This is a genomic window from Roseivirga sp. (assembly GCF_034669765.1).
Taxonomy (GTDB): Bacteria; Bacteroidota; Bacteroidia; order Cytophagales; family Cyclobacteriaceae; genus Roseivirga.
In genome coordinates, this window is record NZ_JAXMOQ010000002.1 from 552,013 (window position 1) to 566,111 (window position 14,099).

The 14,099-nt window shown below is 40.7% G+C and carries 15 protein-coding genes; 7 read left to right on the plus strand and 8 right to left on the minus strand.

Features of this window, described 5'->3' with window-relative positions; translation table 11 throughout:
* Positions 1–3: 3 nt before the first annotated feature.
* The 3 genes from leuD to VOI17_RS05385 are packed head-to-tail and all read right to left on the minus strand — an operon-like array spanning position 4 to position 3,152.
* Positions 4–591, minus strand: coding sequence for a 3-isopropylmalate dehydratase small subunit (gene leuD, locus VOI17_RS05375; RefSeq protein ID WP_323756216.1), 588 nt, complete (start codon positions 589–591; stop codon positions 4–6).
* 1 nt (position 592) lies between these two features.
* Entirely contained in the window at positions 593–1,987 is a 1,395-nt protein-coding gene (leuC, locus tag VOI17_RS05380) for a 3-isopropylmalate dehydratase large subunit (RefSeq protein ID WP_323756217.1), read from the minus strand.
* Between the two features lies 1 nt (position 1,988).
* On the minus strand, positions 1,989–3,152 hold the full coding sequence (locus VOI17_RS05385; RefSeq protein WP_323756218.1) for a 2-isopropylmalate synthase: 1,164 nt from the start codon (positions 3,150–3,152) through the stop codon (positions 1,989–1,991).
* Positions 3,153–3,322: 170 nt separating this feature from the next.
* Between VOI17_RS05385 and VOI17_RS05390 the strand changes: the two genes are divergently transcribed.
* On the plus strand, positions 3,323–4,867 hold the full coding sequence (locus VOI17_RS05390) for a hypothetical protein (RefSeq protein WP_323756219.1): 1,545 nt from the start codon (positions 3,323–3,325) through the stop codon (positions 4,865–4,867).
* Between the two features lie 106 nt (positions 4,868–4,973).
* Complete coding sequence (locus VOI17_RS05395) at positions 4,974–6,527, plus strand: M20/M25/M40 family metallo-hydrolase (protein WP_323756220.1); 1,554 nt, start codon at positions 4,974–4,976, stop codon at positions 6,525–6,527.
* A 53-nt stretch (positions 6,528–6,580) separates the two neighbouring features.
* Here VOI17_RS05395 and arfB read toward each other — a convergent pair whose 3' ends face one another.
* Together arfB and yaaA are read right to left on the minus strand one after the other, a co-directional pair.
* The gene (arfB, locus tag VOI17_RS05400; protein ID WP_323756221.1) at positions 6,581–7,000 is read right to left on the minus strand and encodes an alternative ribosome rescue aminoacyl-tRNA hydrolase ArfB; all 420 of its coding nucleotides are present in this window, start codon (positions 6,998–7,000) and stop codon (positions 6,581–6,583) included.
* Positions 7,001–7,011: 11 nt separating this feature from the next.
* Positions 7,012–7,776, minus strand: a complete 765-nt coding sequence (gene yaaA / locus VOI17_RS05405) for a peroxide stress protein YaaA (protein WP_323756222.1) — start codon at positions 7,774–7,776, stop codon at positions 7,012–7,014.
* Positions 7,777–8,145: 369 nt separating this feature from the next.
* Between yaaA and VOI17_RS05410 the strand changes: the two genes are divergently transcribed.
* Genes VOI17_RS05410 through VOI17_RS05430 form a run of 5 tightly spaced genes read left to right on the plus strand, consistent with a single transcriptional unit; the run spans position 8,146 to position 11,170 of the window.
* Positions 8,146–8,688: a carboxymuconolactone decarboxylase family protein gene (locus tag VOI17_RS05410; RefSeq protein ID WP_323756223.1), complete on the plus strand. Its 543-nt coding sequence runs from the start codon at positions 8,146–8,148 to the stop codon at positions 8,686–8,688.
* 50 nt (positions 8,689–8,738) lie between these two features.
* A complete protein-coding gene (locus VOI17_RS05415) occupies positions 8,739–9,203 on the plus strand; it encodes a YHS domain-containing (seleno)protein (protein ID WP_323756224.1) in 465 nt (154 codons plus the stop codon).
* Positions 9,204–9,261: 58 nt separating this feature from the next.
* Positions 9,262–9,675, plus strand: a complete 414-nt coding sequence (locus VOI17_RS05420) for a nuclear transport factor 2 family protein (RefSeq protein WP_323756225.1) — start codon at positions 9,262–9,264, stop codon at positions 9,673–9,675.
* Between the two features lie 9 nt (positions 9,676–9,684).
* A complete protein-coding gene (locus VOI17_RS05425) occupies positions 9,685–10,290 on the plus strand; it encodes a pyridoxamine 5'-phosphate oxidase family protein (RefSeq protein WP_323756226.1) in 606 nt (201 codons plus the stop codon).
* A 1-nt stretch (position 10,291) separates the two neighbouring features.
* Entirely contained in the window at positions 10,292–11,170 is an 879-nt protein-coding gene (locus tag VOI17_RS05430) for a helix-turn-helix domain-containing protein (RefSeq protein WP_323756227.1), read from the plus strand.
* Positions 11,171–11,282: 112 nt separating this feature from the next.
* On the opposite strand, the gene VOI17_RS05435 is transcribed toward VOI17_RS05430, so the two are convergent.
* Genes VOI17_RS05435 through VOI17_RS05445 form a run of 3 tightly spaced genes read right to left on the minus strand, consistent with a single transcriptional unit; the run spans position 11,283 to position 14,092 of the window.
* Entirely contained in the window at positions 11,283–11,669 is a 387-nt protein-coding gene (locus VOI17_RS05435; protein WP_323756228.1) for a rhodanese-like domain-containing protein, read from the minus strand.
* Positions 11,666–12,367, minus strand: coding sequence for a gluconate 2-dehydrogenase subunit 3 family protein (locus tag VOI17_RS05440; RefSeq protein WP_323756229.1), 702 nt, complete (start codon positions 12,365–12,367; stop codon positions 11,666–11,668). The genes VOI17_RS05435 and VOI17_RS05440 overlap by 4 nt, the downstream gene beginning before the upstream one ends.
* 3 nt (positions 12,368–12,370) lie before the next feature.
* Complete coding sequence (locus tag VOI17_RS05445) at positions 12,371–14,092, minus strand: GMC family oxidoreductase (RefSeq protein WP_323756230.1); 1,722 nt, start codon at positions 14,090–14,092, stop codon at positions 12,371–12,373.
* Positions 14,093–14,099 lie beyond the last annotated feature (7 nt).

Below are 14,099 nucleotides of genomic sequence, written 5' to 3' on the forward strand. Positions count from 1 at the left end.
CCATTATATTGTTATTGCCTGCTTTTCGAAGGCTTCTATTTCGTTCTTAATACTTACTAAATAATCAATGTCGTCATAGCCATTAATTAGGCATTCCTTTTTATATGAATTCACTTCAAACGACTCTTCAAATCCATTGAAAGTGATCGATTGATTTACCAAATCCACTTCTACTTCAGTATCGGGTATCAATTTTAAGGTTTCCAGTAATTCCTGAAGGAAATGTTCGGACACTTGAACAGGTAACAAGCCGTTATTCAGTGCATTGCCTTTAAAAATATCGGCAAAAAAACTTGAAACCACCACTCTAAAACCATAATCATAAAGCGCCCATGCCGCATGTTCTCTAGAAGAACCGCAACCAAAGTTTTTCCCTGCCACGAGAACACTCCCCCCATAGGTGGAATTATTCAGCACAAAACTTTCTTTGGGGCTATTGTCGGCATTATATCGCCAATCCCTGAAAAGGTTCTCTCCAAAACCTTCTCGGGATGTGGCTTTTAGAAAACGGGCCGGTATGATTTGATCCGTATCGATATCTTCATTGGGCAATGGAACCGCCCTACTGAGTACTTTTACAACTTTCTCCATCTCAATTCAAGAATTCAGTAATGTCAACAATTTTACCTTGCACCGCGGTTACCGCAGCCACCAACGGACTTGCCAATAAGGTTCTGGAACCGGGGCCTTGTCGTCCTTCAAAGTTTCGGTTCGAAGTGGAAACACAATAAGCGCCCGCAGGAACCTTGTCATCGTTCATGCCCAAACAGGCAGAGCAACCCGGTTCGCGAAGCTCAAAACCTGCTTCTTTCAATACGATATCCAAACCTTCGGCAATGGCTTGTTTTTCCACTTGTTTAGAGCCCGGAACAATCATGGCCTGAACGTGTGCTGCTTTTTTCTTGCCTTTCACATAGTCGGCCACAATTCTTAAGTCCTCGATTCTAGAATTGGTACAACTGCCAATAAACACATGGTTAATTTCTTTGCCCATCAGCGATTCGCCCGGAAGGAAACCCATGTAGTCTAAAGATTTGCGGAAACTGTCTTGACTGGAAGCCGCTAATTTCTCTGGAATGTTGCCTTTGATTTTAATGCCCATGCCCGGATTGGTACCGTAAGTAATCATCGGCTCAATGTCAGCTGCATCAAAATGGTATTCTTGATCGAAAATAGCGTCTGAATCCGAATGAAGGGTTTTCCAATAAGCCACCGCTTGTTCAAGTGCTTCACCCTTAGGCGCAAATTCTCTTCCTTCAATGTAATCGAAAGTAGTTTCGTCAGGCGCGATCATTCCACCCCTCGCTCCCATTTCAATACTCATATTGCAAATGGTCATTCGGGCTTCCATAGAAAGCGAACGAATGGCAGCACCTGCATACTCAATAAAGTAACCTGTACCTCCAGCAGCTGTCAATTCAGCAATAATGTGGAGGATAATGTCTTTGGCCAAAACGCCTTTGTTCAATGCTCCTTCAATGGTGATTCGCATGGTTTTGGGTTTCGACTGCAACAAACACTGTGTCGCCATTACCTGGGCAACTTGGCTGGTGCCAATGCCAAAAGCAATTGCTCCAAAAGCTCCGTGGGTCGAAGTATGCGAATCGCCACAGACCATGGTTCTTCCCGGCAGGGTAATGCCCAACTCTGGCCCGATTACATGCACAATGCCCTGAAACGGATGCCCTAAACCATAAAGTTCTACATCATATTTGGCGCAGTTTTCAAGTAAGCGATCTACCTGATGCTTAGAAAGGGTGTCTTTGATTGGTAAATGCTGGTCCTTGGTAGGGATATTATGGTCTGGCGTGGCCACCATTTTCTCTTTGCGGAAAAGCGGTAGCTTCCTTGTTTCCAGTTCCGAAAATGCTTGAGGGCTGGTGACCTCATGGATCAAGTGTCGATCGATGTACAATACATCAATTCCACCATCGATTTGTTTCACCACATGGGCGTCCCAAACTTTGTCAAAAAGTGTCTTTCCCATACTAAACCGCCATTTGGTATTTTAAGTCCGACAATTCATGTAAATCTTCATCGAAGACCTCTTTTTTACTGTCTGCCACCTGAAGGAAGTTAGCGTAAACTACATCCAGTTCATCGCGCGTCAGTTCATAACCAATATTCTTCATTCTATAAGCCAAAGCTGCCCTTCCACTTCGGGCAGTAAGAATGATAGAAGAATGGTCAACCCCAACATCTTTTGGGTTGATAATTTCATAAGTATCTCTTCGCTTAATCACACCATCTTGGTGAATTCCTGAAGAGTGTGCAAAAGCATTCGCGCCTACAATTGCCTTGTTGGGTTGCACTGGAACACGCATGGTTTCAGATACATATTTGGACAATGCTGTCAGTTGTTTGGTGTCAATTCCTGTGGTTTTCCTAAGGTAAGGGTGTTGCTGTAAAACCATCACTACTTCCTCTAAAGCCGTATTTCCTGCCCTTTCACCAATACCGTTAATTGTACACTCAACTTGTGTTGCGCCATTGATCACTCCTGCAATTGAGTTGGCTGTAGCCATCCCCAAATCATTATGGCAATGGGTGGAAATGGTCACATTTTCGATGCCTCTCACATTGAACTTGAGGTAGGCAATCTTCTCGCCATACTCACTTGGCAAACAATAACCCGTAGTGTCTGGAATGTTCACCACTGTTGCGCCAGCTTTTATGGCTTGCTCGCATACATAAGCTAAAAATTCATTGTCGGTTCTTCCTGCATCTTCTGCATAAAACTCCACATCTTCTACATACTTTTTGGCCAAAGACACTGCAGCTACTGCGCGTTCTACAATTTTGTCTCTAGTGGTATTGAGCTTGTATTTGATGTGTGATTCGGAGGTTCCAATCCCCGTATGGATTCTCGGTTTAACGGCATGTTTAACTGCTTCTGCGGCAGTTATAATGTCTTTTTCCACAGCCCTACTCAAGGCACAAACCGTGGCGTTTTTAACCAATCTTGAAATAGCATCTACAGATTCGAAATCGCCTGGGCTTGATATGGGGAAGCCAGCTTCAATTACATCTACGCCTAGGGCTTCTAATCTTTCTGCTACTTCCAGCTTCTCTTTGGTATTCAACTTACAGCCAGGCACCTGCTCGCCATCGCGTAATGTCGTATCAAAGATTTGTATTTTCTGTCTATCCATCGTTTATTTGGGCTCTGTACTTTATTCTTTTAACACATTTTTATTCTTAATTAAAATTAGTGGGCGCCTACTGCGAGGCCAAAACTGATGCTAGGGTTTCTACTATTTTTATAGTGAACTCTATATTTTTATATCCCTGTATATCAATCCATTAAGAAGAATAAAATACAATGGCTAACCCGAAGCAGGATTCATTATTTGAGCTGATAAAATCGCTGACGAAATCAGAGAAGCGGCATTTTAGGATGTTTGTTAACCGTAGCGGCAATTCAGAAGACGTAAAGTTTGTCAAACTTTTTGATGCGATGGACGGCATCAAACACTATGATGACAAACTTATTTTGGACAAAGTGAAAAGCATTAAAAAGGAACAACTGTCCAACCAAAAGGCCAACCTTTTTAAGCAGATTTTAGCTAGCTTAAAGCAATTTCATTTGGGCCACCATATGGACATGCAGCTACGCGAAAGTCTAGATCACGCCAAACTTTTATACAACAAAGGATTTTACAAACAGGCCTTAAAATTACTCGACAAGGCGAAAAACCAAGCCAGAGACACGAAACATCATGCCTTGGTGCTCGAAATTCTGGAGTTCGAAAAAATGATTGAGTCACAATACATTACCCGAAGTATTGAAACCCGAGCAGAGCAATTGACCAATGAAGTGAATGAAACTTCGGACTTACTGGTTTCTACCCATCAGTTGTCTAATTTGTCGCTGAACCTTTACAGCCTTTTCCTTCAGAAAGGCTATGCTAAAAACGAGGAAGATTTCATTGAGGTTACTACCTACTTTAAGGCAAATTTCCCTGTGTTGGATGCAGCCAACCTGAGTTTCTACGAGCAAATGTATTTTCACCAATGTCAGATTTGGTACAATAACATTGTTCAAAATTTTCCTAACTCCTACAAACACGCCAAGGCTTTGGTGGACTTGTTCAAGCAAAACCAAGACATGGCCACCAAACAGCCTGTTTTGTTTATTAAGAGTTATAGCAATCTACTTACTGCCCTTTTCCAGCTTCAATATTACTCTGCTTTTTGTGAAGTATTGAACGAAGTAGAAGAGCTTTCTAAAAACACAGACATTGTAAAAGATCTGAATACCGAGGTGTTAATTTTTAAGTTTTTGTGGATTTCTAAAATCAACAAAGCCTTTATGGAAGGCAATTTTGAGGAAGGAACGCACATAGTGCCGAAGCTTTTGAAAAAACTGAGTGAATACGAAGATAAAATTGACCCAGAACGTGTACTGCTTTTCTATTACAAAATCGCGACCCTTTATTTTGGTAGCGGAAATAACCGAAAGGCCATATTCTACCTCAACAAGATCATCTACTTTAAAGACATTAGTCTAAGAGAAGACATTCATTGTTTTGCTAGAATCCTTAACCTGATTGCACACTTTGAGGACGGGCAGGATTTTCATTTGGAATATCAAATTAAGTCTACGTTCCATTTTATTGGAAAAATGAACGATCAACAGGCTGTTCAAAAAGAGATTTTCAACTTTTTAAGAAAAACAGGTAAGATTAAGCCAGATGAACTGAAACAAGAGTTTCTGCTTTTGTATAATCGCTTGGAAGCGTTGAACAGTAATCTTTATGAAAGGCGTCCTTTCCTTTATTTAGACATACTTTCCTGGCTCAAAAGTAAAATCGAAAACAGACCTGTGCAAGAGGTGGTGCAGGAAAAATTCAAGTCGCTGAAATAGGTTTATGCCCAGAAATAGAAGGTTAATTTTAACGAAGGATTACACCATCGGTAAGCCACTGTTTAACATAGATTAATATCTTCGACCACAATCCAAATTTATCAAGATGAAAAAAGCACTTAAATTATTTATGATTTTGGCGTTCTGCTTGAGTATCAATACTTATGCTCAGGATACTAAAGCCATTGTAGACAAAATCGTAGCCGAGGCCAATGACAATTCTCAATTAGAGAGATTGGCTTATGAGCTATTAGACAAAAACGGACCTCGTTTGGTGGGTACTCCGCAAATGAATTCAGCCAACGATTGGGCTGTAGCAACCTACAAAAGCTGGGGTATTGATGCCCGCAATGAGAAATGGGGCGAATGGAAAGGCTGGGAACGTGGAATTACTCACGTTGACATGATTTCTCCTCGTGTAAAAACTTTAGAAGCTATGCAATTGGCATGGAGTCCTTCAACTAATGGAAAAGATGTAACTGGCGATGTAGTAGCAATCCCTAATGTGGCTAACGAAGCTGAGTTCAAAACTTGGTTAAAAGGCATCAAAGGTAAGTTCGTAATGATTGATTTGGCACAGTTTACTGGTCGTCCTGATTATAACTGGGAGAAAAACGGCACCGAGCTTTCTATTGAAAACATGAAGAAAGACAGAGCTGAAGAATCAAGAGCTTGGTCACAAAGAATAAGAAACACAGGCTTAACGTCTCGTACCTTGCCTGCCGCTTTAGAAGAAGCTGGTGCAGCTGGTATTTTGATTTCTAACTGGTCAAGAGGTTTTGGTGCTAACAAAATTTTTGGTGCTGCGACAAAGACAATCCCTACTGTGGATATAGGGTTAGAAGATTACGGAACACTTTTCAGAATGGTTGAGCACGGTGATACTCCAAAAATCACTGTAAAAACTACAGGTAAAGATTTAGGCATGGTGCCAACTTTCAATACAGTAGCAGAAATTAAAGGTTCTGAATTACCTAACGAATATGTATTGCTTTCGGCACACTTCGATTCATGGGATGGTGGAACTGGAGCAACTGACAACGGAAGTGGTACATTAGTAATGATGGAAGCCATGAGAATTTTGAAGAAAATTTACCCTAACCCAAAAAGAACAATCCTAGTAGGCCATTGGGGTAGCGAAGAGCAAGGTTTGAATGGTTCTAGTTCATTTGTTCAAGATCACCCAGAAATCATCAAAGGGCTTCAAGCCTCTTTCAACCAAGATAACGGTACAGGTAGAGTTGTAAACATTAGCGGACAAGGTTTCCTACACGCATATGAATTCATTAACAGATGGTTAGCTCCAGTACCTAGTGCAATTAGAAGAGAAATTAACACTACTTTCCCTGGTACTCCTAGTGGTGGTGGTTCTGATTACGCTTCTTTCTTAGCTGCTGGTGCTCCTGGATTTAGCTTGAGTTCTACTAGCTGGGATTATGGCTCTTACACTTGGCACACGAACAAGGATACTTATGACAAATTAGTATTCGAAGATATCAGAAACAATGCAATTCTTACTGCTATCATGACTTACATGGCTTCTGAAGATGCTGAGTTCTTCCCAAGAGATCAAAGTGTATTGCCTATTAACCCAAGAAACGGTCAGCCAATGTCTTGGCCAACGCCAAGAAACCCAACTAGAAAAGGCGGAGGAGAATAATTCCCACTAAGTTTATAGAAATTGAAAGGCCTCGATATATATCGAGGCCTTTTTTAGTACTTAGGCGGCTTGCGCATATCCTTTTTTTCGGATTGATTTTTTTTGCTTGTGAGCCGTTTTTGAATAGCTCCTTTAGAAGGCTTGGTTTTTCTGCGCAGTTTAGGCTTGGTAAAGGCCTGCTCTACCGCCTTTCTGAACTTGGTAATTACTTCATCTTTATTCCGCAGCTGGGTTCTATGCGCTTCGGAACTTATCAGAATATCCCCTTCATTGGTGAATAGCTTTGCCCATTTTTGAAGTAAAAGCTCCTTTTCCTCTTCAGAAAAAACATAAGAGTTTTCAACATTGAAGCGCAAGGTTACCCGGGTTTCAAGTTTGTTTACATTCTGACCGCCAGGCCCAGAGCTTCTCGATGTCTGAAACTGAAGTTCAGGCAAAAAATCACGGGAGGCTATGGTTTTTGGGTCTTTCACTATCTATTAAACTAATCCCTTTTAAACAGCAAGTTCTTTTCGTCTGAACCCGCCTCATCAAAATAGTAACCTTCGTAGTCAAAGCCTTTTAAAAGCTCCACTTCGTTAATTCGGTTTTTGATGATGTATTGTGCCATCATGCCCCTCGCCTTTTTAGCAAAGAAAGAAATGATTTTGTATTCACCGTTTTTAAAGTCCTTAAACTCAACGTTAACCACCTTGGCTTTGAGTGCTGGTCTGTCGATGGCTTTGAAATACTCTTGTGAAGCCAAATTGATGAGCACTTTATCACCTTGCTTTTTCAAATCACGATTGACTTGATTAGCAATAGTATCGGCCCAATAATTATACAAAGTAGTATAATCGTCAAAGGCCAAGCGGGTGCCCATTTCCAATCGGTAAGGCTGAATTAAGTCCAAAGGCCTAAGCAAACCATAAAGACCAGAAAGGATGCGTAAATGTTCTTGGGCGTAAAGAATATCTTCATTTGAAAGTTCTTCGGCCTCAAGGCCAATGTATACATCACCTTTAAAGGCATAAACCGCTTGTTTGGCCGCTTTAGAGTCTTTTGATTTTCTAAACTTATTGTAGCGATCCACATTCAGTTCCGCCAAATTCTCACTGATATCCATCAATTCCTGAATTTCTTCAGGACTCTTTTTCTTAAGCACACCAATCAGTTCCAACGTTTCTTTCTGAAAACGAGGGTATGACTTTTCGGCATTGCAAGGCGTTTCGAAATCGAGGGTTTTAGCAGGAGAAAGTACAAATAACATAGTTGATATAAAGCTTTACACAAACATACTATTTGAGGGCTAGACTTGTTTGGGAAAAGTATTGAAAGTTTCTAGAGTAGATAGAATTTTAGTTTCTAATTATGGACAATAGAACTAACAAAAAGCTTAAGTTAAATATCATTTAATAAGTCACCCAGAGTTTCCGAGACTTCAGAATTTCATGGTTTCAAGTAAGGTTATCTGCATTCCTAAAGAAGACTTCATCGGAAAAAATGACTTTCATATTGTCGTAAGCGAACCAACCTCAGGGAAAATTATCCATGACCTTGCGTTAATCATCCATTTTAAGAACGTGCCAGTTGTTTCACTTTTGTAATGTCAACAACGACAAATTTAAAACATAAAAATATGACACGTTTAAATGCGCTAAGTCCTGATGAAGTTTCAGGCAAAACAAAAGAAATGTTCAATGCCATCCATTCAAAGCTTGGAGTCATCCCCAACATGATGAGGACCATGGGTAATTCACCTGCCTTACTCGAAGGTTATTTGAGTTTTAGCGGAGCCTTAGGTAGTGGAAAACTTGGTGGAAAAACTGGTGAGCTCATCGCATTGATCGTTGCCGAATCGAATGCGTGCAATTACTGCTTATCTGCACATACCTTTTTAGGAACTAATCTTGTCAAAATAGACGCAGAAACCATGAATGAGGCACGCCTTGGCAATTCAAAAGACCCAAAAATTAATGCCATTCTAAAATTCGCTCAAACCTTAGTACAAAAAAGAGGTCATGCGAGCGACTCAGATGTTGAAACAGTAAAAGCTGCTGGAGTAACGGATGCCGAAGTAGCTGAAATTGTAGGTCATGTTGCTTTGAACATCCTCACCAATTATTTCAACAACACTGCCAATACAAACATTGACTTCCCTCTGGTTGAAGTCAATCAATAGACTAGAATATAAGCTTAGTTTCAAAAATCAAGTCTTTAAAAAATACAGTTATGAGAAATTTATTAAACCTACTCCTCACAATTACATTCTTCCTTTCGAGCAACCTGATTTTGGCACAGAATGTTGAGCCAGTGGACAAAAACAAAATTGCCAATGGCGGTTACGACTTTGTCTCTTATATCACTGACAATGCCGCAGTTAAAGGTTCAAAGGAATTTACGCATGAAATCAACGGGGTGAAGTATCAATTCGCTTCAGCCGAACACAAAGAACTTTTCAAAAGCAATCCAGAAAAATATCTACCTGTTTGTGATGGATATTGTGCTTGGGGTGTTGCTGAAAAGGGAGTCAAAGTGCCCGTAAATCCAGAAACATTCAAAGTGATTGACGAGAAAATTTACCTTTTCTTCAATGGAGAACTGAATGGAAAACCACTCAATACACTTCCAGAATGGAATAAAAATGAGTCTGTGCTACTGAAACAGCTTCCTGGTAAATGGTCAAAACTTAAATAAGAATCTTTAAGGTTAGAAAGCCGAAGCTCTCGTTTCGGCTTTCCTAAATTTTTAAATCATGGAAACTAAAAGATACCCCCTTCCTCCATTTACAATGGAGACTGCTTTACAAAAAGTACAAGCTGCCGAAGATGCTTGGAACACAAAAGATCCTGAAAAGGTAAGCTTGGCTTACTCAGTTGATACGGAGTGGAGAAACCGTACCGACTTTATTAACGGACGCGAAGAAGTGAAAGCATTTCTGACACGCAAGTGGCAAAAAGAATTAGACTACAAGTTAAAAAAGGAATTGTGGGGCTTTCGTGAAAACAGAATGGCAGTACGATTTGAATACGAATGGAGAGACGAATCTGGCCAATGGTTTAGGAGCTATGGCAATGAACTCTGGGAGTTTGATGATAGCGGGCATATGAAAAAGCGCTACGCAAGCATCAATGATTTGCCTATTCAAGAAGCTGAAAGAAAACTGTAATATTTTAGAATGAAGAATTTTGCGTCCCTTGCCTTTAGCGATGAAGTAAAGTCACTTCAGGAAAAACATGGCAGCCGTAAAGCCTATGAACGAATGGAAAAACAATCCATGGTTGATGGGCTTTCGGCATATGAAGTGGACTTTATTGGTCAACGTGATAGCTTTTACATGGCCAGTATTGGCGAAAATGGATTTCCTTACATCCAGCATAGAGGCGGGCCAAAAGGGTTCATTAAAGTGATAGACGCCAATACGATTGGCTTTCTTGATTTTTCGGGCAACAAACAATTCATAACCGTTGGCAATTTGGCTACCCACCATAATGTATCGCTGATTATAATGGACTATGCCACTCGAAGGCGATTAAAAATGTACGCCAAGACGGAAGTCGTTGACTTGAAAGCTCAACCAGAATTGCTCAAGCTCCTTGCATTAGATGACTATCATGCAAGTCCAGAACGCATAATGATTTTACATATCGAAGCTTATGACTGGAACTGCCCTCAGCACATCACTGTTAGATTTAGTCATCAAGAGATCGAAAATCTTATGGCGCCCCAACGAGAGTACATTAAGAAATTAGAATTGGAGTTGAAACAACTTAAAGGAGAGTAAAGTGGAAAAACAAACATCGCTCACGCTGGTCAACCCACAAAATGGAAATCTGGCATTCAAACTATTGACATTTGACAATGGAAGCTACTTCGATCATATTCAGAGAAATAACTATTACTCGCTGATTTGGATTACTGAGGGAAGTGGAAAAGTAAAGGCTGATTTTGCTGAATATGATTTTGGAAAGGACAGCCTGTTTGCTTTCTCCACGTATCAACCTTTTATGTTTTCAGGCGCTAAAATAAAAGGCACGGCTTTATACTTTCACCCTGATTTCTTTTGCATTCATAAGCATCAAACGGAGGTAGCTTGCAATGGTGTACTTTTCAATAATATTTATCAACCGCCATTCACCTTTATTGATGAATCCTCGAAAGATATTTTAAACCTACTCTTGGGTCAAATGAAGGCCGAAATGAAAAATGCTGCACTCGCTCAATACGAAATCCTGATATCCTACCTAAAGATATTTTTAATTACATCTTCTCGTTTAAAGACCCTTCAACAGCCAGAATCAGTTGAATTAATTGCAGATATGAAAGAGCCTTTCATCCTTCAAAACTTAAAGGATGCGATTGAAAAAGACTTTAAGAAAAAGCATTCGGCAAGCGAGTATGCCGAAATGCTTAATATTTCGTCCAAAGCCTTGGCAAAAATCACCAAGAATTATTTTAACAAAACCATTACCGAATTAATCTCAGAACGAATCATTATTGAAGCAAAGCGCGAATTGTACCTCACGCAGAAAACCATCAAAGAGATTGCCTATGAATTAGGCTACGATGACGAGCATTATTTCAGTCGATTTTTCAAAACCAATGCCGAGGTCTCTCCTCAATTCTATAGAGAAACCGTGGGTTTCGGCCGTGGCAATGCTTAATCAACAATCAATAACGAGCTTATATCATTCCATAAGAAGCTTTACCCTCTCAAAAAAAATGGCCGAATAACTGGAAAAAGAAAAAGCCCTTTCGGGCTTTTTCTTTTTCCAGTTATTGTTGGATTTGCTTACCTCCATCTTGCCAAGCGACAATGCCACCTTGAAGCTCGTAGATTTTCTTGAAACCCATTTCCTTCATCATTTCAAAGGCTTGATTGCTTCGAGCTCCTGAATGGCAGTATAAAGCAACAGCTTTGTTCTTATTCAAACTTTCCAGTTGAGATTTAAAACTAGGGTCATTAAAATTCATCAAGGTAGAATTCTTAATAAAGCCTTGCGCGTATTCATCTGGCGTTCTTACATCAATAACCTGTACGGAAGCATCATCTGCCATTAAGGCCTCAAACTCATTGGCATCTACTTGCTTGGCTACATTTTCTGCACAGCCTAAAGGGATAAATGCTACTCCTAATATCAATAATATGGTTCTTTTCATCATGTCAGTAAATTTCCGTCATCATCCCAAGTGGCAATATCTGTACGCTTGGTTTGGTCAACACACTTGGCCAGCCATTCTTCTTCGTAAGCCATGCCTTGTTGTTTCAACACATCTTCAGGAATACCATCCCAAACACCTGGCATGTTGCCTTTATAGCCCAAGTCTTTTACTCCTATTTCAGAAGTAAAATATCCTGTCATGGTGAGATTTCTCATGTTCGTAAAGAACCTTTCTCCATGCTTTAATTCAGGTGCGGTTTTACCCGGATAAGCAATACTATCGCAAATGGCTTTGTGTTGTTCTTCATTTAGCTTTTTGAATTCCATTCCATACAATTTATTGGAATGGGAGTCTAACCAAGCCAAGCCACCACGAAGAGGCAATTGGTTGTTGGGCATATCCTTGGCAATAAACTCGATAAACTCAGGTACACCCGCATCGGTTGCCGATCCAAACTCAGCGTTGGCTGGAAGAATGATGTCGCACAAGACTGCAATGGTTTCTAATTCATGCTCATTGAAAAAACTTTCTGAAAGCACTTCTTCATCATGTTCCTTTTCCCTTTCATTTCTACCGTAACCCGGTAGTTGCGGTTTCTCGGGAATTTCAACTGTGCTTTCTGGCGCACAACCAGTCACGAGCAGTCCTCCTGCTACAGAACCGACCAATAAAGATTTTAATGATTCGCGTCTATCCATGACTTAAATATTTCTTTGTTTTACTTGTTCAATTAAATAGTCAGAAGCTCTCCAAGCCAAGGCCAAAATGGTCCATGTTGGGTTTTTATCTGCTTGCGATACAAATGGACCTGCATCCATAATAAACACATTGGCGCAATCATGAAGCTGATTGTACTTATTGGTCACCGACTCTTTCTTGTCGTTACCCATTCTGGTGGTTCCCACCTCATGGATTATCTCACCCGGAGCAGTCAATCCAAAGTTCCTGTCTTTTCCAGGCTTATCGCCTAACAGAATACCACCCGTAGCATCTAAAATTTGCTCAAAAGTATCCTGCATGTGCTCCGCCTGATTGATCTCATGCTCTGTCCACTGGTAATTGAACTTAAGCACCGGGATTCCCCATTCATCAACTACATTATTATCGATTTCGCAGTAATTACCACGCTGCGGAATACTTTCACCTCTACCTGATACGCCAAGTACCGCTCCGTAATATTTCTTTACATCTTCTCTGAGAGATTCTCCATAGCCTCCTACTTCGCCTCCCATAATTTTATTCAAGTTATTTGGGTTGAAACCAAAGCCATAGCTTGGCATTCCCATTCCACCCCAAACTTCAATATGATAACCCCTTGGGAATTTAAGTTTCTTATCGTTTAGCCACCAAGGTGTATAAACGTGCATTCCTCCTACTCCATCTTCATTATAGATTTTACGATCCATCAGTTTTGGAAGGAATACAGAACGGCTAGCGCCAGTAGAATCATGGAGGTATTTACCCACCAAGCCACTACTGTTTCCTAATCCATCTTGATGAACACTACTTTTTGAATTCAATAGAATTCGAGCGGTAGAACAGGCCGAAGCTGCCATGACAACAATCTTAGCCCTAAGGTGGTATTCCTTTCTATCTATTTTGTTAATATAACTTACACCTGTTGCTTTTCCCTCTTTGTCCGTGGTTACTTCGCGCACCATACAATTAGTCATCAACTCAATTTTACCACCATTCTTTTGGGCTGGAAAAATCAAGCAAGTTCCAGAAGAGAAATCCGCATAAGCCGAGCATGCACGGTTACACTGACCACAATAGAAACAACTTCCTCTCTGGTTGTTAATTCTTTTGGTCAGAATGGAAAGTCTAGAAGGAATTACGGGAATCCCAGCTTTTCTTGCCCCATTAATATAATATAGCTCGTGAAGCCTCGGTTTTGGTGGAGGTAAGAAGAAACCGTCAGGTTCGTTGTGAATATTTTCTTTACTCCCGAAGACACCGATGAGTTTGTCTACTTTATCGTAGTAAGGCTTTACATCATCATAGCCAATTGGCCAGTTGTCCCCTAAGCCATCCACGCTTTTACGCTTAAAATCTAAAGGCCCAAAGCGAAGCGAAATTCTACCCCAGTGGTTGGTTCTTCCGCCCAACATTCTTGAGCGGAACCAAGCGAAACGAGTTCCCGGTGCTTCGGTGTAAGGCTCTCCTTCTAAATTCCAACCACCATAAGCGGCATCAAAATCTCCAAAGGACCTTCTATCGGAACTGGCACCACGTCTAGGTGACTCCCAAGGCCATCGTAATTGGGTTCTATATTCGTCTTGTGCGGGGTCAAAAAATGGGCCTGCTTCGAGTACTGCTACATCGAAACCCGCCTCAGATAATATTTTAGTGGCCATCCCCCCTCCGGCTCCAGAGCCGACAATGACAACATCATAAACTTTTGAGGATTCTATAACTTGCATATGGTTA